Genomic DNA, 19,003 nt, shown 5'->3' with positions numbered 1-19,003 from the left:
GGCACGCCGTCATCCGGGCACTTTCCGACGTTTTGTCGTCACGGTGCTCGCTCTCGCGGAACGGGCAGCCATCGAACTGGACTGGACGGATTCGGGTGTCGCGGCGCAAGGCGAGCGGGATGTCCAGGTCTCCGCGCTCCCCGACCTGGTCGACCGTGGCGACGCGCAGGGCAGGCGGCTGCGTGAACGAGTGCGGGAAATCGACCGGGCCATGGCGCGTTGACGAGACACCCGCCGGACCCGGGCAGCGGGGCGGCAGTGGCCGGGCCGGCGCTACCGGCATGGCAGAGTGGAAGCATGAATCGACTGGCTGGTTCCCGGTCGCCGTACCTGCTGCAGCACGCCGACAACCCCGTCGACTGGTGGCCATGGTCGCCGGAGGCGTTTGAGGAGGCGCGGCAGCGGGACGTGCCGGTGCTGCTCAGCGTCGGGTATTCGTCTTGTCACTGGTGCCATGTCATGGCCGGCGAGTCCTTCGAGGACGAGGCGACCGCCGCGTACCTCAACGAGCACTTCGTGTCGGTGAAGGTCGACCGCGAGGAGCGCCCCGACGTCGACGCCGTCTACATGGAGGCCGTGCAGGCGGCGACCGGGCACGGCGGCTGGCCGATGACGGTCTTCCTGACGCCCGAGGGCGAGCCGTTCTACTTCGGCACCTACTTCCCGCCCGCCCCGCGGCACGGCATGCCCTCCTTCCGGCAGGTGCTGGAAGGCGTGGAGGCGGCCTGGCGCGAGCGGCGGGAGGAGGTCGGGGCGGTCGCGGCGAGCATCGTGAAGGACCTGGGCGGACGCTCGCCGGCCCTCGGCGGTACGGCCGCCCCCGGAAAGGAGCAGCTCGCGGCGGCACTGCTGGGGCTGACCCGGGACTACGACCCCTCGTACGGCGGGTTCGGCGGGGCGCCCAAGTTCCCGCCGTCGATGGCCCTGGAGTTCCTGCTGCGGCACCACGCCCGCACCGGCTCCGAGGGCGCGCTGCAGATGGTGCGCGACACCTGCGAGGCGATGGCCCGCGGCGGCATCTACGACCAGCTCGGCGGCGGCTTCGCGCGCTACTCCGTGGACCGCAAGTGGGTCGTGCCGCACTTCGAGAAGATGCTCTACGACAACGCCCTGCTGTGCCGGGTCTACGCCCACCTGTGGCGCGCCACCGGCTCCGACCTGGCCGGCCGGGTCGCCCTGGAGACCGCCGACTTCCTCGTCCGCGAGCTGCGCACCCACGAGGGCGGCTTCGCCTCCGCGCTCGACGCCGACAGCGACAGGCCGGGCGGCGGTCACGGTGAGGGCGCCTTCTACGTCTGGACGCCGGCGGAACTGGAGGAGGTCCTCGGCAAGGAGGACGCGGCGCTGGCGGCCGAGTTCTTCGGGGTGACCGAGGACGGCACCTTCGAGGAGGGCGCCTCCGTGCTCCAACTGCCCGCCGACGGGGGCCTGGTGGATGCCGGGCGGATCGCCTCGGTGCGCGAGCGGCTGTTCGCCGCCCGGGAGGGGCGGCCCCGCCCCGGCCGGGACGACAAGGTCGTCGCCGCCTGGAACGGCCTGGCGATCGCCGCGCTGGCCGAGACCGGCGCGTACTTCGAGCGGCCGGACCTGGTCGCGGCCGCCGTCGAGGCCGCCGACCTGCTGGTGCGGGTCCACATGGACGAGCACGGTCGGCTCGCCCGGACCTCGCGGGAGGGCACGGTGGGCGGCAACGCCGGCGTGCTGGAGGACTACGCCGACGTCGCGGAGGGCTTCCTCGCGCTCGGCGCGGTGACCGGCGAGGGCGTGTGGCTGGACCTCGCGGGGCTCCTGCTCGACTCCGTGCTGCGGCACTTCACCGGGGAGGACGGCGCCCTCTACGACACCGCCGACGACGCCGAGACGCTGATCCGCCGGCCCCAGGACCCGACCGACAACGCCGCCCCCTCGGGCTGGACGGCCGCGGCCGGCGCGCTGCTGTCGTACGCCGCGTACACCGGCTCGTCCCGCCACCGCGAGGCCGCCGAGCGGGCGCTGGGCGTCGTGGGGGCCCTCGGCGGCCGGGTGCCGCGGTTCATCGGCTGGGGGCTGGCCGTCGCGGAGGCGGCGCTCGACGGCCCGCGCGAGGTCGCCGTGGTCGGCCCGGCGGGCGACGCGGGTACGGCGGCGCTGCACCGTGCCGCGCTGCTGGGCACCGCCCCGGGCGCGGTGGTGGCGGTGGGGGAGCCCGGCACCGAGGAGTTCGTGCTCCTGGCCGACCGCCCGCTGCTCGGCGGCCGCCCCGCGGCCTACGTCTGCCGGCACTTCGTGTGCGCGGCCCCGACCGCGGACCCGCAGGCCCTGGCGGAGCGACTCGGCACGCGCTGAGGCACTCCGGCAGGGGCGCTCGCCGCCCGCGGCCCGGGGCGGCCACGACGCCACCGGGCTGCCCCCGGCCGCGTGTCCGGCGCGAGCCGGCCGGCCGGTGAAGCGGCCCCGTCGGGAGCGCCGTTGCGCGCGTCCGATCGGTGCGGGGGTGGCGGATGCCTTCCGGACCCCGGCGGCGGGGACGGTGCGTGCACGCCGCCGGGGCCCCGTCCGCGTGGTCGTCGGCGCCGGTCGCGGTGAACGTCTCCGGGCGCGGCCGGTTACGGCACGGCGGGCGTCTGCGTGCCGGCCGCCTTCCCGGGGGCGGTCGCCCGCACCTCCTGCGCCGCCCGGGCCGCCGGCTCGGCGCGCAGGGCCTACCCGTTGCCGCTGAGGGCGAACCGGACGCGGGACCCGCTGCGGCTGGACACCGACCACGACGGCCGGGCCTGTGTCCACGGGGACCAGGGGGTGAGCCGCCGGTGAGTCAGGCGGGCGGACGGCAGAGGTTGGCCGCGAGCAGTTCCAGCGAGCGGTCGAGGACGGCGGCGAGGTCCGCGCCGCCGTCCGCGTCGAGCCAGTGGAAGATGGCCTCGGACCAGGCCCCGATCAGCGCCCCGACGACGACCCGGATCTCGAAGTCGTCCTCGGGGCGCCCGAGGCGCTCGGCGGTGACGGAGGCCAGCAGCCGGCTGGACTCCTGGATGTTCTCGCCCATGCGGGCGCGGACGGCGGGCACCGAGCGCACCAGCCGGAGCCGCTGCCGCATCTCCTCGAACTCGCCCTCGTCGGCGAGCATCTCGCGCAGCGGGCCCAGCAGGGCGTGCCGCAGCGAGGCGACGATGGGCTCCTGTGCCGGACGGGCGCGCAGTTCGGCCACCATGACGGGGTCGTATTCGTCGGAGAGGACGATGTCCTCCTTGGTGGGGAAGTACCGGAAGACCGTGCTGGCCGAGACCTCGGCCGCGTCCGCGATCTGCTCGACGGTGGTGCCGTCGTACCCCTGCGCCTCGAAGAGCCGGTAGGCGGCCCGGCGGATGGCCCGCCGGGTCCGGATCTTCTTGCGCTCGCGGAGGCTCGGTCTGGTCGGTACGGTCACGCTGGTCATTGTCGTGCATCGGCGGCGGGCGGGACCATCCGCGCGGTGCCCGGAACCTCCAGCGCACCGCGGGCGTCGGGGAGGAAGAGCGCGGTCAGCACGGCCGCCACGAGCGAGGCGGCCGCGCCGGCGAGCAGGGCGAGGTCCATCCCGTGCACGTACGCCGCGTCGGCCGAGGCGGCGAGCGCCGGGTCGCCGAGGGCGGCCGCGATGGCGTGCGCGGCGCCCACGGAGCCCGAGGCCGCGTCGGCGGCCGCCGCGGGCAGGCCCGTGGTGTCGACGCGGTCGCCGTAGGCGCCCGCCAGCAGGCTGCCCAGGAGGGCGACGCCGATGGCGCCGCCGGTCTGCCGCAGGGTCATCAGCAGTCCGGAGCCGCTGCCCGCGCGGTCCCGCGGCAGCGCGCCCAGCGCCGCGTCCATGGCGGGGACCATCGCGAAGCCGAAGGCGAAGCCGGTGACGGACAGCCACAGCGCGGTCGCCCCGTAACCGTCCTGTACGTCCGTACGGCTGCCGAGCACCGCCGCCGCGGCGAGCAGGAGCAGCCCCGCCGTGACGACCGGCCGCGACCCGAACCGTGCGACCAGCGGCGCGCTGCCCCGGGCGGCGACGAGCAGGCCGCCCATCATCGGCAGCAGCCGTACGCCGGTGCCGAGGGCGTCGTTGCCGAGGACGGCCTGCAGGTACTGCGGAAGGACGAAGAGCAGGCCGGTGAGGATGAAGGTCACCAGCGTCGCGGCGACCGCGTTCCACAGGAAGCCCCGCTGCCGCAGCAGGCCGAGGTCGAGCATGGGCCGCTCCAGCCGGCGTTCGCGCAGCACCAGCCCGGTCAGCAGCGCGACGGAGGAGAACAGTGTCAGCAGCACGAGCGGGTCGGCCCATCCCCGGCGGGGCGCCTCGATGATGCCGAAGACCAGGGCGCCGAGCCCGGCCACCGCCAGGACACCGCTCGGCGGGTCGACGCGGGGCGTGGCGGGGTCGCTGGTCTCGGGCAGCAGGAAGAGGCAGGCGGCGATACCGAGGAGGACGAGCGGGATGTTGACCACGAACACCGAGCCCCACCAGAAGTGGTCGAGCAGGGTGCCGCCGATGATCGGCCCGAGCGGCATCCCCAGCGCCATCGAGGCGGTGACCGCGCCGACGGCCTTGGGGCGTTCCTCGGGCCCGAACAGCGAGGGCAGGACGGACAGGGCCAGCGGCATGACGAGTGCCGCGCCCAGGCCCATCACCGTGCGGGCGGCGACGACCGGTCCGGGACTGCCCACCAGGGCGCCGAGCACCGAGCCGGCGAGGAAGATCCCGAGCCCGGCGACGAGCATCCGGCGCCGCCCCCAGCGGTCGCCCAGCAGCCCCGCGGGGAGCATCGCGGCGGCGAAGACCACCGTGTAGCCGTCGACGATCCACTGCTGGTCGCCGGTGTCCGCGCCCAGCTCGGCGGCCATCGTCGGCAGCGCGACGTTGAGGATCGTCATGTCGAAGCCGAGCACGAGCATGCTCGCCACCAGGGCCCCGAGGGCCCACCAGCGCCTTGGATCGGCCGTCGTCGTCATGCCGGGTCTCCTCCGGAGGGCACGGGCCCGGGCACCCGGGCAGCATGCGAAGTAGAAAGCCACCATCAAATGGCAGTGACTTTCAAAAAAGAGTAGCTGTCACTCCGGGCATGCGAAAGGCCCCGCGGACCGCCGTCGCGGTCCGCGGGGCCTTCGGGCGGCCGCGGAAGGGCTACGCGTGGTTGTAGGCCACCAGCGAGATGCCGACGTAGTGGACGATGAACGCGGCCAGCGTGAACGAGTGGAAGACCTCGTGGAAGCCGAAGAAGCGCGGCGAGGGGTTGGGGCGCTTGGTCCCGTAGATCACCGCTCCGATGCTGTAGAGCAGGCCCCCCACGACGATCAGGACGAGCACGGCGATGCCGCCGCGCCGCATGAAGTCGGGCAGGAAGAAGACCGCCGCCCAGCCGAGCGCGATGTAGCAGGGGGTGTAGAGCCAGCGCGGCGCGCCCACCCAGAAGACCCGGAACGCGATGCCCGCCAGGGCGCCGGCCCAGACCAGCCAGAGCAGCACCTCCTGCTTGCCGTCCGGCAGCAGTAGGAGCGTGAAGGGCGTGTAGGTCCCCGCGATGATCAGGAAGATGTTCGCGTGGTCCAGCCGGCGCAGCACCGCCGAGGCCCGGGGGCCCCAGTCGCCGCGGTGGTAGAGCGCGCTCACGCCGAACAGCGCGCAGGCGGTGAGGGTGAACACGGCGCAGGCGATCCGCCCGCGGGTGCTCTCGGCGAAGGCGGTCAGGGCGACGCCCGCGACAAGGGCGGCGGGGAACATCCCGGCATGGAGCCACCCCCTCAGCTTGGGCTTCAAAGGGGCGGCGGCGGATGCGAGTTCTTCAAGGGCGGCGGGCACAACGGGAGTCTCGTCCACGGAGCTCATGAAATCAATGCTAGCTACGGTTGCGTAGGTTACCGATCCGTAGTACGCGGTGTCGCCGGGCGTTGGGAGTGGCGATGCTCACCTCACGCGCCCTGGACAGATCGCGTTTCCTGTCCTGATACTCATATGAGTGCGGACGGCACCGGATGAGCATCCCACGACAGCAGCATCCGGGTCGCAGCCCCCAAGGGGCCGACAACACACCCTCGGAATCTGACGCCAGGTGAGTGCACACCGGGCGGAACGGAGCGATCGTGGCGCGCGTCAATGCGGCTCCCACCAATCACCAGGATCTGATCGCATGGGTCGGCGAGATAGCCGAGCTGACCCAGCCGGACGAGATCGTGTGGTGCGACGGCTCCGAGGAGGAGTACCAGCGCCTCGCGGACGAGCTCGTCTCGAAGGGCACCTTCAAGAAGCTCGACCCGATCAAGCGCCCCAACTCGTACTACGCCGCCTCCGACCCGACCGACGTCGCTCGCGTCGAGGACCGCACCTTCATCTGCTCGGAGAAGGAGCAGGACGCCGGCCCGACCAACCACTGGAAGGCCCCCGCGGAGATGCGGGAGATCTTCACCGGCCACAACGGGGGTACCTCCCGGGCCGAAGGCTCCGGGGGCCTTTTCCGCGGCGCCATGCGCGGCCGCACCATGTACGTCGTCCCGTTCTGCATGGGCCCGCTCGGCTCGGAGCTGTCCGCGATCGGCGTGGAGATCACCGACTCCGCGTACGTCGCCACCGCCATGCGGACCATGACGCGCATGGGCCAGGACGTGCTCGACGAGCTCGGCGAGGACGGCTTCTTCGTCAAGGCCGTGCACTCCGTCGGCGCCCCGCTGGAGCCCGGCCAGGAGGACGTCCCGTGGCCGTGCAACTCCACCAAGTACATCTCGCACTTCCCCGAGAGCCGTGAGATCTGGTCCTACGGCTCCGGGTACGGCGGCAACGCCCTGCTCGGCAAGAAGTGCTACGCGCTGCGCATAGCCTCGGTCATGGCCCGGGACGAGGGCTGGCTGGCCGAGCACATGCTCGTCCTCAAGCTCACGCCGCCGCGCGGGGAGGCCAAGTACGTCGCCGCGGCCTTCCCGAGCGCCTGCGGCAAGACCAACCTCGCCATGCTGGAGCCGACCATCCCCGGCTGGACCGTGGAGACCATCGGCGACGACATCGCCTGGATGCGCTTCGGCGAGGACGGCCGCCTCTACGCGATCAACCCCGAGGCGGGATTCTTCGGCGTCGCGCCGGGCACCGGCGAGCACACCAACGCCAACGCGATGAAGACCCTGTGGGGCAACTCGGTCTTCACCAACGTCGCCCTCACCGACGACAACGACGTCTGGTGGGAGGGAATGACCGAGGAGCCCCCGGCCCACCTCACGGACTGGAAGGGCAACTCCTGGACGCCGGAGTCCGCGACCCCGGCCGCCCACCCCAACGCCCGCTTCACCGTCCCCGCCGCGCAGTGCCCGACGATCGCCCCGGAGTGGGAGGACCCCAAGGGTGTGCCGATCTCGGCGATCCTCTTCGGTGGCCGCCGCGCCTCGGCCGTGCCGCTGGTGACCGAGTCCTTCGACTGGCAGCACGGCGTCTTCCTCGGCGCCAACGTCGCCTCCGAGAAGACCGCCGCCGCCGAGGGCAAGGTCGGCGAACTGCGCCGCGACCCGTTCGCCATGCTGCCGTTCTGCGGATACAACATGGGCGACTACTTCGGCCACTGGATCGGGCTCGGCCAGAAGCACGACCCCGGCAAGCTCCCGAAGATCTACTACGTGAACTGGTTCCGCAAGGACGCTGACGGCCGGTTCGTGTGGCCGGGCTTCGGCGAGAACAGCCGCGTGCTGAAGTGGATCGTCGAGCGTCTGAACGGCCAGGCCGAGGGCGTCGAGACCCCGATCGGCGTACTGCCGGCCGCGGGCTCACTGGACACCACCGGTCTGGACATCTCCCAGGCGGACCTCGACCTGCTGCTCTCGGTCGACGTCGACACCTGGCGGCACGAGGCCTCCCTCATCCCGTCCCACCTGGAGACCTTCGGCGACCACACGCCGAAGGAGCTGTGGGACGAGTACCGGGCCCTGGTCGAGCGCCTGGGCTAGGAGGACACGGCCTGTGCCCCGCCGATTCCGGGCGGCCCGACCCTCCTCGTGCGTGCGGCGCTGGCGGGCGGCCCGGCGGTAGGCATGGCCCGGCCGCGGGATCCCCGACCCTGACCGTCGCCCCGCGGGCGGGCCGCGCCGACCCTCACACCGAGGGCCGGGACCGGAGGTCACGACCTGTGGTCCCGGCCCTCGGGCGGTTCCTAGGCGGCTGTGGTGTGGACCGCGATGTGGCGCTCGGCGAGCGCCGCGGCCTCCGCGTTCTGGCGTGACTCGGCGACCACAAGCGCCCGGCCGGCGAGCGCGCGGGCCCTGCGGTGCAGGGCCGCCACCACGGCTGCCTCAGCCCGCCCCCGCCCGGCCGGAGCCGGGGAGAGCCGCAGCGGGGGGCGCCCTTGGTGCAGGCCCGCCACGGCCTGGGCGAGCTGCTCCGCGGCACGGTCGAGCTCCGGGCTGGACTCCAGCGCCCGCAGTTCGTCGGTGACGGTCAGCAGGGCGGCGAGGTGTCCGGCGAGCTGGAGGTCCAGTTCCTCGTCACGACTGCGTCGCGGAAGGGTGGGCGCCGCCGTCGTATGGACCGATTTGGTGCGGATCGGCTCGTACATGGGTGCACTCCTCCTGCAATAAGGAGTACATCCTACCTTGGACTCAGTCCAAGGAGGGAGTGTTCGGACGTATTGGGCCGCCGGCCCCGGGTCAGGGCTGCCCGTAGCCGTCCAGGAAGCGCGCGATCCGCCCCACCGCGTCCGCCAGGTCCTCCTTCGCCGGCAGCGTGACCAGGCGGAAGTGGTCCGGCTCCGGCCAGTTGAAGCCGGTGCCCTGCACCACCAGGATCCGCTCGGCCCGCAGCAGGTCCAGCACCATCTGCTGGTCGTCCTTGACCTTGTAGACCTTCGGGTCCAGCCGCGGGAACGCGTACAGCGCGCCCTTCGGCCGCACGCAGCTGACCCCGGGGATCTGCGTCAGCAGCTCGTAGGCCATGTCCCGCTGCTCGGCCAGCCGGCCGCCCGGCAGCACCAGGTCCTTGATCGACTGCCGGCCGCCGAGCGCGGTGGCCACCGCGTGCTGCGCCGGGACGTTCGCGCACAGGCGCATGTTCGCCAGGATCGTCAGGCCCTCCAGGTAGCTGGTCGCGTGCTCCTTCGGGCCGCACACCGCGAGCCAGCCGCTGCGGTAGCCGGCCACCCGGTACGCCTTCGACAGCCCGTTGAAGGTGAGCGTCAGCAGGTCGGGGGCGATCGCCGCGGTCGGGGTGTGGGTCACGTCGTCGTAGAGGATCTTGTCGTAGATCTCGTCCGAGCAGACGATCAGGTTGTGCCGGCGGGCGATGTCGGTCAGCTGCCGCAGCAGCTCGTCGTCGTAGACGGCGCCCGTCGGGTTGTTCGGGTTGATGATCACCAGCGCCTTGGTGCGGTCGGTGATCTTGCGCTCGATGTCGGCGAGGTCGGGGAACCAGTCCGCCTGCTCGTCGCAGCGGTAGTGCACCGGGGTGCCGCCGGACAGCGAGACCGCGGCCGTCCACAGCGGGTAGTCGGGCGCCGGGATCAGCACCTCGTCACCGTCGTCCAGCAGCGCCTGCATCGCCATCTGGATCAGCTCGGAGACGCCGTTGCCGAGGTAGATGTCCTCGACGTCCAGCTCGATGCCCTTGGTCTGGTAGTGCTGCATGACCGCGCGCCGAGCCGGGAGGATGCCCTTGGAGTCCCCGTAGCCGTGCGCCCCGCCGAGGGAGCGCAGCATGTCCTCCAGGATCTCCGGCGGGCACTCGAAACCGAAGGCGGCCGGATTGCCGGTGTTCAGCTTCAGGATGCGGTGACCTGCCGACTCCAGCCGCATGGCCTCCTCCAGCACCGGGCCGCGGATGTCGTAGCAGACGTTGGAGAGCTTCGTGGACTGGATCACCTGCATGCCCGTGAGCTTACGGCCACGTACCGCGGACCGCCCCGTGTTCTTGGCCACGTATGCGCCGAATGGTGACGTGCCGCTGCCTTCCCGGCCCGCGTTCGTTGCGCACCGAACGACCGGCGAGGACGTCCGTCCGGCGGCCGTCCTCGATGACGAACCGGCCGTCGACGAGCACGTACGGGATGCCCGTGGGAAGCGTGCGCGGCGCCTCGTACGTCGCGCCCGCGGCGACCGTCCGCGGGTCGAACAGCACCAGGTCCGCGCGGTGGCCCTCGCGGACCAGGCCGCGGTCGGACAGGCCCAGCCGGGCCGCGGGGCGGCCGGTGAGGTGCGCGACGCACTCCTTGAGGCCCAGCACGCCGAGCTCGCGCACGTAGTGGCCGAGGTAGTGCGGGAAGGTGCCGTACGCCCGCGGATGCGGCTTGTCGCCGACGAGCAGGCCGTCGCTGCCGCCGGTGTGGACGCGGTGGCGCATGATCGCCCGGACGTTCTCCTCGTGGCCGACGTGCTGGAGGACCGTCGTGCCCAGGCGGTCCTCCAGCAGCAGCCGGCGCGCCGTCGCGAAGTCCGTCAGCCGGCGCCCCACATGACGGCCCTGTTCTCGTATAGCTGCGGCGAGGGGACAAGTAGCTCAGCGTGACTTCAGGGCCTGACGGATGGTCGGGGGCGAGCGTGACGCGGCAGGATGCTCCGCATGACATTGCCCACCCCCGAGCTGCACACCGCCCGCCTGCGACTGCGGCCGTTCACCGACGCCGACGCGGCGCCGCTCTACGCGCTGCACAGCAGCGCCCACGTGCTGCGTTACTGGGACTCCCCGCCGTGGATCGAACCGGCCCGCGCCCAGCGCTTCATTGCGACCTGCCGGACGATCGAGGAGGAAGGCACGGGAGCGCGGGTGGCCGTCGACCGCGTCTCCGACGGCGCGTTCATCGGCTGGTGCGGCCTGACCAGCTGGAACCCGGACTTCCGCAGCGCATCCCTGGGCTACGTCTTCGACGCCGCCGCGTGGGGCCATGGCTACGCCACGGAGACCGCGCACGCCGTCCTACGGTGGGCGTTCGACACCCTGGACCTGAACCGCGTCCAGGCCGAGACCGACACCCGCAACATGGCGTCCGCCCGGGTCCTGGAAAAGCTCGGCTTCGTCCGCGAAGGCACCCTCCGCGAGGACTGCGTCGTCAACGGCGACGTCTCCGACTCCTGGGTCTTCGGCCTCCTCCGCCGCGAGTGGCACCCGACGGCCACGCCGACGGCCGACCGCTAGGACCGAGACCTGCCCGCCTTTCGGTCCGCACCCCCCGCCGAGGTCACCGTGGGCCGCTCCGGCGAGCTCAACGTCCTCGCTGGGGCAGCCGCAGGACGCCAGAGAGAGTTCGACGAGACGATCGCACGGGCTATTGATGCTCTCGCCACTACCGAAGGCGCGGATGAGCAAGGGCCAGACGCCCCCGAGGCCGGATGAGACACGGCCCCGACAAACAGACCGACTTACGAGGCGAGTCATCCGTTCAAGAGCGGGACACTTTCACATGAACACGTCTCATGCCCGGCTATCGGGCGTAGCCGATCCGAATGTCGGCGGTCGGGGTGTCGGGGGCGATGGGCGCCGGGGGTGGGGTGCCGGGCCGCCACGGCTGCCCCGGTCCGCGGTCGGCCGGGGTGGCCACCCGCAGCAGCTTCGCCAGCCGAGGCACCTTGGTGAAGCGGCCGGTGTGATAGGTGCCGGCGACCGCACCACTGCGCGAGCGGCGGGGTGATCCGGGATCAGCGCCGCAGCGCGGGCACGGGTGGCGTTCGATGTCGTCCGCGTCGGACGCGAGTGCGGGCTGAGGGCCCGTCATAGGTCCGGAGTCTCGCACCACCCCGCTCTGGTTCGACATGGGTCAACATAGACGTATGTCGAATGCGAAGGTGCTGCCGCTGCTGGAGCCCGCCGACGGCCAGGGCGTGGCGCCATGCTGCCCGCCGCTGACCGAGCGCCCGATGACCGCCGAGGAGGCCGAGACGGCCGCGCGGATGTTCAAGGCGCTTAGCGACCCGGTCCGCCTGCGGCTGTTCTCCGCGGTGGCCTCGCATGAAGGCGGCGAGGCGTGCGTGTGCGACATCTCCGATGTCGGTGTCTCCCAGCCCACGGTCTCCCATCACCTGAAGAAGCTCAAGGAGGCCGGGCTGCTCGCCTCCGAGCGGCGCGGTACCTGGGTCTACTACCGGGTCGAGCCGTCCGTGCTGGCCGCGATGGGCAGGCTGCTGACCATCCCGTCGGCCGCATGAGCAAGACGTGGGGTCCCATGCCGCCGTGGTCCTTGTGACCAGGAAGCGCCACAGTGCCCGCCGGCATGCGCCGGGCGGGAGAATGAGAACAGAAACGGTCCGGTGCCGCGGGCCGCGTCGGCAGGTGACGGGAGTCGTACGCCATGAACACTCATGCCGGCAGCACCGGCCGGGAAACCGCCGTTCCGGCCGCTGTCCTGCCGGCGCTCGACTGGATGTCCTGGCCGACTCCGTTCGTGTTGTTCACCGGCAAGGGAGGGGTTGGTAAGACCACCATCGCGGGCGCCGTTGCCGTGGCCCTGGCCGACGCAGGCAGGCGGGTCCTGCTCGTCAGCACCGACCCGGCGTCCAACCTGGGTGATCTGCTCGGTACAGCCGTTGGCCCCGAACCTGGCACCGTGCCGGGGGTGTCCGGTCTCGCTTTGATGAATCTCGACCCCGAACAGGCGGCGGCCGCCTACCGCGAGCGTGTGCTCGGGCCCTATCGCGGAGTCGTGACCGCTGAGGAGTTGCGCGGCATCGAGGAGCAGATGGCGGGAGAGTGCACGGTCGAGGTGGCGGCCTTCGACCGCTTCACCCAGCTGATCGCCCATCCACGTGCTGTTCGACACCGCGCCCACCGGTCACACGCTGCGGCTGCTGAACCTGCCCAGCGCCTGGTCGCAGTACATCGAAACCAGCGATGCCGCCGCGGCGAGCTGTGTGGGACCGCGTTCGGGACTGGCGTCACAACGGGACCAGTATCACCAAACCGTGGAGGGACTCGGCGACCCTGCCCGTACGACCATGGTGCTGGTCAGCCGTCCCGAGTCCGGGGCCCTGGCGGAGGCGGCGCGCGCGGGAGCGGAGCTGGCGGCCCAGGGCATCCGTAACCAGCGCCTGATCGTCAACGGCCTGTTCACCCGCCCGCTCGCCGGGGACGGCGTCGCACAAGCCCTGGCTGCGCGGCAGCAATCGGCCTTGGCCGCCCTGCCCCAGCAGCTGCGCGAGGTCCCGGCGGCCTCGGTCGAGCTGTCCGCGGCAGACCTGACGGAGGTGCCCGCCCTGCGGGCCCTGCGTGCCGGACCCCCGGACGGCGGCCGCCCCACCGGCCGGGCCGCCGCTGCGGCCAAGGGCGCGGAAGAAGGCATGTCACTGTCCGCGCTGGAAGCCCTCGTGGACGAGCTGGCGGCCGGTGAGCCGGGAGCCGTCCTGGTCGTGGGCAAGGGCGGCGTGGGCAAGACGACCATCGCGGCTGCGATCGCCACGGGACTGGTACAGCGCGGGCACGAGGTGCACCTGTCCACCACCGACCCGGCCGGGCGGCCCGCCGCTGACAGGCGGTGCCAGGCCGCTTCGGTCCGGGGCCCACGCGGCGATTGATCACCTGGGCACAGGCCTGTCAGCCGACGGCCTGCGGTCCGGCTCGCTGGGGTAGAAGCGGCGGCGGGCCCACAGCGCGACGTAGACCAGGGCGACAAGCACGGGCACCTCGATGAGCCGTCCGACGACGCCGACGAGGGCCTGCCCGCTGTGGCTCCGAACATGCCGATCGTGAGGAGCCGGGGAATCTCGGCACGGCACGCATGGCTCATGGCTCCGCCGCGATCACGCCGTCTACGGTTGAGCTGTAGGCGTGCTTCGCAGTGTTCGGCCGCTGAGCCTCCAGCACCACCCCGCAACGGGCGGCACGCGTGCGCTCTGCGAAATCGGGGGAGGCTGCTCCGGTTGGGGTCGGCCGGAGCCGATGACGAGGAGGTGACTCTCATGGCCGAACCCAAAACAACCGACAAGACGGGCACACCCGGCGAGCGGGCCGTGCTGGCCCAGATGCCGAGACTGGACCGGTTCCTGCCGCTGTGGATCGCGGCCGCGATGGCCGCCGGGCTGCTGCTGGGCCGGGCCGTCCCCGGGCTGAACACCGTGCTGAACAAGGTCGCCATCCACGGCACCAGCCTGCCAATCGCGCTCGGACTGCTGCTGATGATGTACCCGGTGCTGGCCAAGGTCCGCTACACCGAGATCCGAAGGATCACCGCAGACCGGCGGATGATGGCCGCCTCCCTGGCCCTGAACTGGATCATCGGCCCGGTCGTGATGTTCACGCTCGCCTGGCTGCTGCTCGCCGACCAGCCCGCCTACCGCACCGGCGTGATCCTGGTGGGACTGGCCCGCTGCATCGCGATGGTCCTCATCTGGAACGACCTGGCCGGCGGCGACAGGGAGATGGCCACTGTGCTGGTCGCCCTCAACGCCGTCTTCCAGGTCCTCGCCTACGCCGCACTGGGCTACTTCTACCTGCGGGTGCTGCCCGGCTGGCTGCACCTGCCGACCACCAGCCTGCACGCCTCCCTGATCGACATCGCCGGCACCGTCGCGATCTTCCTCGGCATCCCGCTCGCCGCCGGCTACCTCACCCGCACCCTCGGCGAACGACGCCGCGGCCGGGACTGGTACGAAAGCCGTCTCCTGCCCAGGATCGGGCCCATCGCCCTGTGGGGCCTGCTGTTCACCGTTGTCATCCTCTTCGCCCTGCAGGGCAAGAAGATCACCTCCGAGCCGCTGGACGTCGCCCGCATCGCGCTGCCGCTTCTCGCCTACTTCGCGATCATGTGGTCCACCGGGTTCGCGGTCAGCCGCCGACTGCACCTCTCCTACCCCCGCACCGCCGCTCTGGCGTTCTCCGCAGCCAGCAACGACTTCGAACTGGCCATCGCGGTCGCGATCGGCGTGTTCGGGGCCACCAGCGGGCAGGCCCTCGCCGGCGTCGTCGGACCGCTCATCGAGGTGCCCGTGCTCGTCGGCCTGGTCTACGTCGCGCTGTGGGCCCGCCGCCGCTTCTACCCCAGCGAGCCGGACGGGCCCTGAACCGCTTGCTGACCGGCCCGCACCAGGTCATCAGCCGCCGCGTGCCACCGCGCTCCCCACGCGTCCTGACGGCCTCCCCGAGCAGCGGTCCGAGTCAGTCAGTGGGAGAGGTGCGGACGATGACGACCGGGCAGTGGGCGTGGGTGGCGACGCGCTGGCTGACGGAGCCGAGCAGCGTGCCGGCGAAGCCGCCGTGGCCGTGAGAACTCACGACGACCATGGCCGCCCCCGCGGATGCCTCGATCAGGACGGCCGCGGCATGTCCCTTGACCGCCTTGCTGCCCATGCCGGCGGGGCGTTCCTCGGCGGGCAGGCGGGCCACGGCTGCCTCGACGACCGCCCTGGCCCGGCGTTCGAGCTCCGCGTCGGGCGAAACCACCTGGCCCACGATGCCCTCCCACGCGTGGATGACCTCCAGAGGAGCTTCGTGGACACGGGCTTCCTGCGCCGCCCAGCGCAGTGCCCGGTCAGCGGATGCGGAGCCGTCAGTACCGACGACAATGGGGGCCTTTCCACTGCTGGGGAGCGTGGTCATGGCGTCCTCCGAGGAAGAGGTCGGGCGGTGTACCAGACAGCGAGAAGCAAGCACAGCCCAGGCTCGCCGCTTGTGGCCATGGGCTTCGCGGGCGACGCCGGTGCGGTCGCACCATCAATATTCGAAACCCGGCAGTCGGCGCACGCAACTTGTCAGTGATGGCATCAAGCGGCCGTGGGACTGGTGGGCTCGCATGTCTATGTGTCGCGTATTCGAGCGGAGAGCGCCGCGGTGGGTCACTCTGTGTGTGACCTGACCGTCACAGGAGCTGTGCGACAGCGCGGGCGGCGTCACGGGTCGGGCGGCCGACGCCGATGAGGGTGGCGGAGGCCGGACCGGTCCAGTCGCCGTAGCCGAGCAGGTGCAGCCGTGGTTCGCAGAGGGCGCGCGTGCCGTCGGTGGGGATATGTCCACGTGGGCCGCGCAGGTTCAGCGGGGCGAGGTGGGCCAGGGCCGGGCGGAAGCCGGTGCACCAGATCACCGCGTCGGCGCCGTGCTGGCTGCCGTCGGCCCACCGGACGCCTTCGGCGGTGAGCTGGGCGAACATCGGCTGCGCGTGCAGGAGTCCGGCATCGCGGGCGGCACGGACGGGCGGCACAGCGACGATGTCGCCGAGCGAGGCCACACCGCCGGTGTCGCTGCGGTCTTCTTTGAGGGCGCGGCGGCGGGCGGTGGCGACGTCGAAGAGGGCGCGGCCGTCGATGTCGTCGGCCAGGAACCGCGGTGGGCGCTGCGTCACCCACGTCACCTCGACGTGGCCGTCCAGGGCGAGGTCGGCGGCGATCTGGGCGCCGGAGTTGCCGCCGCCGACCACGATCACGTGCTGGTCGGCCTCGGTGTTCGCCCGGAACCCGTACGCCGCCCGGATCTTCCCCCGATGCCGCTGGATCGCCTTGCTCTGCCAGTCGTGCTCCGCCCAAGCCCCCGCCGGGACCTTCACCTGCTGGGCTACGTACTCCACCGCGGCGGCCGGCACCTCCTTGGCCGACTCCGGGAACCGGGCCTCCACCTCGAAGAACTTCAGCAACAACGCGAACCCGAGCCGGGTCGCCCCGGACTTGTTCCGCACCCGCTTCATGTCGTCTTCGAGCAGCGTCCAGACCTCGATCAGGTCCTCCGGCTTCCAGTCCTGCCGCACCCGCGCCCCTCCACCCCGACCGAGATCACTCGTTCAGCTCAACGAGGTGGCCAGCCAGCGGAAACGAGGACCAGGGCAATCACGCAGCGCTACATGTCCGTTCGCCGTAGCTATACGAGAACAGGGCCATGACCGGCCAGCGCGGGCTCGCGCACCCCGGAGATCTCGAGCGTCGGCCACTCCACGGGCACGCCGTGGCAGCCGTCCGACCCCTCCACCTCCATCGCGTGCCGGATGCGCTCCGCCTGTGCGTCGTCCCGCAGCCGGGCCAGGGTCGCCTCCGGGCCGCCCTCCGTCGCCCAGCCCGGCCGCCGCGAGCGTCGTGCATCCCGGCAGGTAGGGATACGTGTCGAGGGTGATGTCCGCCCCCGCGGCGAGCGCCTCGTCCAGCAGCGCGAGCAGCTCCGGCGCGCGGCCCGCGTTCACACCGAAGTTCATCGTGGCGTGCGCCAGGTGCAGGGCGCAGCCCGCCTCCCGGGTCACCGCGATCATCTCCGCGTAGGCGTCGAGCGCACCGGAGCCATAACTGCGGTGGTGCGGGCAGTAGTAGCCGCCGTGGGCGGCCACGACCCGGCACAGCTCGGTCAGTTCGGCGCCCGAGGTGTACATCCCCGGGGTGTACGTCAGCCCGGACGACATCCCCACGGCGCCCTGCGCCAGCCCCTCGGCGACCAGTTCCCTCATCCGGTCCAGCTCCGCCGAGGTCGCCGGGCGGTCCTCCCACCCGACGGCCAGCATCCGCACAGTGCCCTGCGGGACCAGGTACGCGGCGTTCACGGCGATGCCCCGGTCCAGGCGGTCCAGGTACTCGCCGACGCCGGCACCGGATGACATGAGGGTGAACCGCGAGCGCGCCGTCCGCACCCGGCAGCAGTGCCGAGGCGTCGACGTCCGGCACACCCGCCGCGGGCGCGGACGACCCGCACACGACAACCGGCCGTCATCAGAAGAACGTGCGGACGAAGTCCTTGACGACCCCACCCTCCCCGACCACGGGAATGAGCTGCCACTTGTCGAACGCCGTGCACGGATGCGACACCCCCAGCCCCACCCAGTCGCCGACCGCCAGGCCCCGCGCCCCGGGGGCGACGTCCACGAACGCGTGCTGGTCGGCGAGCTTCGTGACCGTGAGCCCGGCCGCCGGGACGGCGGAACCGTCGGGGCGGCGCACGACCTGCGGCACCGGGAGGCCGAGGTCGTACGGCGCGTCGCGCTTGCCCGCGTTGAGGAGGGCGAGGCCCGGCTCGGGCCGGGAGAGCACCTGCGTCCAGAGGCGGAAGGCCGGTTCGAGCGCTCCCTCCGCGGGGATGCGGTCGTGGAACGGTGTCAGATCGCGGTAATGGACGTCGTCGTGGGTGACGTACGCCCCGGACCGCAGGAGCCGCAGTACCGGCAGGGACAGGTCCCCGAGCGTGCCGAAGGCGTCCGCCACCGCGTCGAACCACTCGCTGCCGCCCGCGCTCACCACGATCTCCCCGGCTCCGGCGAACCGCCCGGCCGCGTCGAAGTCCCGTGCGAGCGCCACCAGTTCGCCGAGCCACCCGCGTGGGTCCGGTGCCGCCGCCTCGTAGCCCGCGACGCCGACCAGCCGCAGGTGCCGCGCCGTGGCGACCGCGTCGGCGACGCGCGCCGCCTCCGCGGGGCCGCGCACGCCGGCGCGGCCCGCCTCCGCGCCGAGTTCGACGACGACGTCCACGACCTCCGTGAGGGCCGCGTCCATCAGCTCCACCCCGCGTACGGAGTCCACGTAGCAGAGGAAGCGGAACTCCGGGTCGCCGGCCAGCTCGCGGGAGACCCAGCGCAGTGCCGCCGCGTCGACCAGCTCGTTGGCGAGGAAGACGCGCCGCACGCCGAACGCCCGGTAGACCCGCACCTGGTGCGGGGTCGCGGCGGTGATGCCCCACGCGCCGTGGCCGAGCTGGCGGGCGAAGAGCTGCGGGGCCATGGAGGTCTTGCCGTGCGGTGCGAAGGCGAGGCCGTGCTCGCCGGCCCAGCCGGCGAGCTGGTCGAGGTTGTGCTCCAGGGCGGGCTCGGAGAGCGTGAGCAGCGGGGTCGTGAAGCCGCCGTCGAAGACGGAGCGGCGCTCGGCGGCGAGTTCGCCCAAGGTCAGGCCGTCGGCGTCCGGCGGGAGTCCCTTGAAGCGGTGGTCCACGCGCTCCCGCTGCAGCGCGTCGATGCCCGTGACCTGGTCCATCCCGCCTCCGTCCAGCGTCGTTGCAGTATGTGCGACGACCGTTGCGTGCCGTGTTCCCCGCTGTCTAACATCCCGGCGGACACCGGGTCAAAGGTGCGCGGAGAGGGGCGGAAGTGACCGTGGCCGTGGCCGTGGACGTCGTGTGCGTGGGCGAATCCGTGGTCGACTTCGTCCCCTCCGCAGCCCGGGC

At 72.2% G+C, this 19,003-nt stretch carries 17 protein-coding genes and 4 pseudogenes; 9 read left to right on the top strand and 12 right to left on the bottom strand.

Annotation, left to right across the window (positions count from 1 at the left end):
- Positions 1-43: 43 nt before the first annotated feature.
- From ACRWNP_RS06945 to ACRWNP_RS06935, 3 genes are all read left to right on the top strand, one after another.
- Positions 44-223, top strand: a complete 180-nt coding sequence (locus ACRWNP_RS06945) for a hypothetical protein (protein ID WP_431960257.1) — start codon at positions 44-46, stop codon at positions 221-223.
- 74 nt (positions 224-297) lie between these two features.
- Entirely contained in the window at positions 298-2,325 is a 2,028-nt protein-coding gene (locus ACRWNP_RS06940) for a thioredoxin domain-containing protein (RefSeq protein ID WP_431960101.1), read from the top strand.
- Between the two features lie 282 nt (positions 2,326-2,607).
- Positions 2,608-2,790, top strand: a complete 183-nt coding sequence (locus tag ACRWNP_RS06935) for a hypothetical protein (protein ID WP_431960099.1) — start codon at positions 2,608-2,610, stop codon at positions 2,788-2,790.
- A 1-nt stretch (position 2,791) separates the two neighbouring features.
- On the opposite strand, the gene ACRWNP_RS06930 is transcribed toward ACRWNP_RS06935, so the two are convergent.
- From ACRWNP_RS06930 to trhA, 3 genes are all read right to left on the bottom strand, one after another.
- Complete coding sequence (locus ACRWNP_RS06930) at positions 2,792-3,412, bottom strand: TetR family transcriptional regulator (protein WP_431960098.1); 621 nt, start codon at positions 3,410-3,412, stop codon at positions 2,792-2,794.
- Positions 3,409-4,950, bottom strand: coding sequence for an MFS transporter (locus tag ACRWNP_RS06925; RefSeq protein WP_431960097.1), 1,542 nt, complete (start codon positions 4,948-4,950; stop codon positions 3,409-3,411). The genes ACRWNP_RS06930 and ACRWNP_RS06925 overlap by 4 nt, the downstream gene beginning before the upstream one ends.
- 172 nt (positions 4,951-5,122) lie before the next feature.
- Positions 5,123-5,824, bottom strand: a complete 702-nt coding sequence (trhA, locus tag ACRWNP_RS06920) for a PAQR family membrane homeostasis protein TrhA (RefSeq protein ID WP_431960096.1) — start codon at positions 5,822-5,824, stop codon at positions 5,123-5,125.
- A 254-nt stretch (positions 5,825-6,078) separates the two neighbouring features.
- Between trhA and ACRWNP_RS06915 the strand changes: the two genes are divergently transcribed.
- Positions 6,079-7,920 carry a phosphoenolpyruvate carboxykinase (GTP) gene (locus ACRWNP_RS06915; RefSeq protein WP_431960095.1) on the top strand — a complete coding sequence of 614 codons (1,842 nt, stop codon included), beginning with the start codon at positions 6,079-6,081 and terminating at the stop codon, positions 7,918-7,920.
- A gap of 203 nt (positions 7,921-8,123) precedes the next feature.
- Here ACRWNP_RS06915 and ACRWNP_RS06910 read toward each other — a convergent pair whose 3' ends face one another.
- From ACRWNP_RS06910 to ACRWNP_RS06900, 3 genes and pseudogenes are all read right to left on the bottom strand, one after another.
- Positions 8,124-8,525, bottom strand: a complete 402-nt coding sequence (locus ACRWNP_RS06910) for a hypothetical protein (protein ID WP_431960094.1) — start codon at positions 8,523-8,525, stop codon at positions 8,124-8,126.
- A 91-nt stretch (positions 8,526-8,616) separates the two neighbouring features.
- A complete protein-coding gene (locus tag ACRWNP_RS06905; RefSeq protein WP_431960093.1) occupies positions 8,617-9,828 on the bottom strand; it encodes a pyridoxal phosphate-dependent aminotransferase in 1,212 nt (403 codons plus the stop codon).
- A gap of 97 nt (positions 9,829-9,925) precedes the next feature.
- Positions 9,926-10,390 (bottom strand): annotated as a pseudogene (locus ACRWNP_RS06900) (amidohydrolase family protein); the annotation flags it as partial.
- A 129-nt stretch (positions 10,391-10,519) separates the two neighbouring features.
- Between ACRWNP_RS06900 and ACRWNP_RS06895 the strand changes: the two are divergent.
- Positions 10,520-11,092 carry a GNAT family N-acetyltransferase gene (locus ACRWNP_RS06895; protein WP_431960092.1) on the top strand — a complete coding sequence of 191 codons (573 nt, stop codon included), beginning with the start codon at positions 10,520-10,522 and terminating at the stop codon, positions 11,090-11,092.
- Positions 11,093-11,378: 286 nt separating this feature from the next.
- Here ACRWNP_RS06895 and ACRWNP_RS06890 read toward each other — a convergent pair whose 3' ends face one another.
- Positions 11,379-11,669 carry a zinc finger domain-containing protein gene (locus ACRWNP_RS06890; RefSeq protein WP_431960091.1) on the bottom strand — a complete coding sequence of 97 codons (291 nt, stop codon included), beginning with the start codon at positions 11,667-11,669 and terminating at the stop codon, positions 11,379-11,381.
- Positions 11,670-11,724: 55 nt separating this feature from the next.
- Here ACRWNP_RS06890 and ACRWNP_RS06885 point away from each other — a divergent pair, with 55 nt between their 5' ends.
- The 3 genes and pseudogenes from ACRWNP_RS06885 to ACRWNP_RS06875 all read left to right on the top strand — a co-directional run bounded on the left by ACRWNP_RS06885 (position 11,725) and on the right by ACRWNP_RS06875 (position 13,461).
- Entirely contained in the window at positions 11,725-12,099 is a 375-nt protein-coding gene (locus tag ACRWNP_RS06885; RefSeq protein ID WP_431960090.1) for an ArsR/SmtB family transcription factor, read from the top strand.
- A gap of 143 nt (positions 12,100-12,242) precedes the next feature.
- Positions 12,243-12,677 (top strand): annotated as a pseudogene (locus ACRWNP_RS06880) (ArsA-related P-loop ATPase); the annotation flags it as partial.
- A 19-nt stretch (positions 12,678-12,696) separates the two neighbouring features.
- On the top strand, positions 12,697-13,461 hold the full coding sequence (locus tag ACRWNP_RS06875; RefSeq protein ID WP_431960089.1) for an ArsA-related P-loop ATPase: 765 nt from the start codon (positions 12,697-12,699) through the stop codon (positions 13,459-13,461).
- Here ACRWNP_RS06875 and ACRWNP_RS06870 read toward each other — a convergent pair.
- Positions 13,462-13,611: pseudogene (locus ACRWNP_RS06870) on the bottom strand (ACR3 family arsenite efflux transporter); the annotation flags it as partial. It abuts the gene before it with no gap.
- A gap of 234 nt (positions 13,612-13,845) precedes the next feature.
- On the opposite strand from ACRWNP_RS06870, the gene arsB reads away from it, so the two are divergent.
- Entirely contained in the window at positions 13,846-14,946 is a 1,101-nt protein-coding gene (gene arsB / locus ACRWNP_RS06865; RefSeq protein ID WP_431960088.1) for an ACR3 family arsenite efflux transporter, read from the top strand.
- Between the two features lie 94 nt (positions 14,947-15,040).
- Here arsB and ACRWNP_RS06860 read toward each other — a convergent pair whose 3' ends face one another.
- The 4 genes and pseudogenes from ACRWNP_RS06860 to ACRWNP_RS06845 all read right to left on the bottom strand — a co-directional run bounded on the left by ACRWNP_RS06860 (position 15,041) and on the right by ACRWNP_RS06845 (position 18,813).
- On the bottom strand, positions 15,041-15,481 hold the full coding sequence (locus tag ACRWNP_RS06860) for a universal stress protein (RefSeq protein ID WP_431960087.1): 441 nt from the start codon (positions 15,479-15,481) through the stop codon (positions 15,041-15,043).
- Between the two features lie 259 nt (positions 15,482-15,740).
- The gene (locus ACRWNP_RS06855) at positions 15,741-16,619 is read right to left on the bottom strand and encodes a DUF4158 domain-containing protein (protein WP_431960085.1); all 879 of its coding nucleotides are present in this window, start codon (positions 16,617-16,619) and stop codon (positions 15,741-15,743) included.
- 128 nt (positions 16,620-16,747) lie between these two features.
- Positions 16,748-17,435 (bottom strand): annotated as a pseudogene (locus ACRWNP_RS06850) (amidohydrolase family protein); the annotation flags it as partial.
- Positions 17,436-17,562: 127 nt separating this feature from the next.
- On the bottom strand, positions 17,563-18,813 hold the full coding sequence (locus tag ACRWNP_RS06845; RefSeq protein ID WP_431960084.1) for an amino acid deaminase: 1,251 nt from the start codon (positions 18,811-18,813) through the stop codon (positions 17,563-17,565).
- Between the last annotated feature and the right edge of the window lie 190 nt (positions 18,814-19,003).

It is taken from the genome of Actinacidiphila sp. bgisy160, from assembly GCF_965342435.1.
Taxonomy (GTDB): domain Bacteria; phylum Actinomycetota; class Actinomycetes; order Streptomycetales; family Streptomycetaceae; genus Actinacidiphila.
This window is presented reverse-complemented; position numbering and strand designations above follow the sequence as displayed.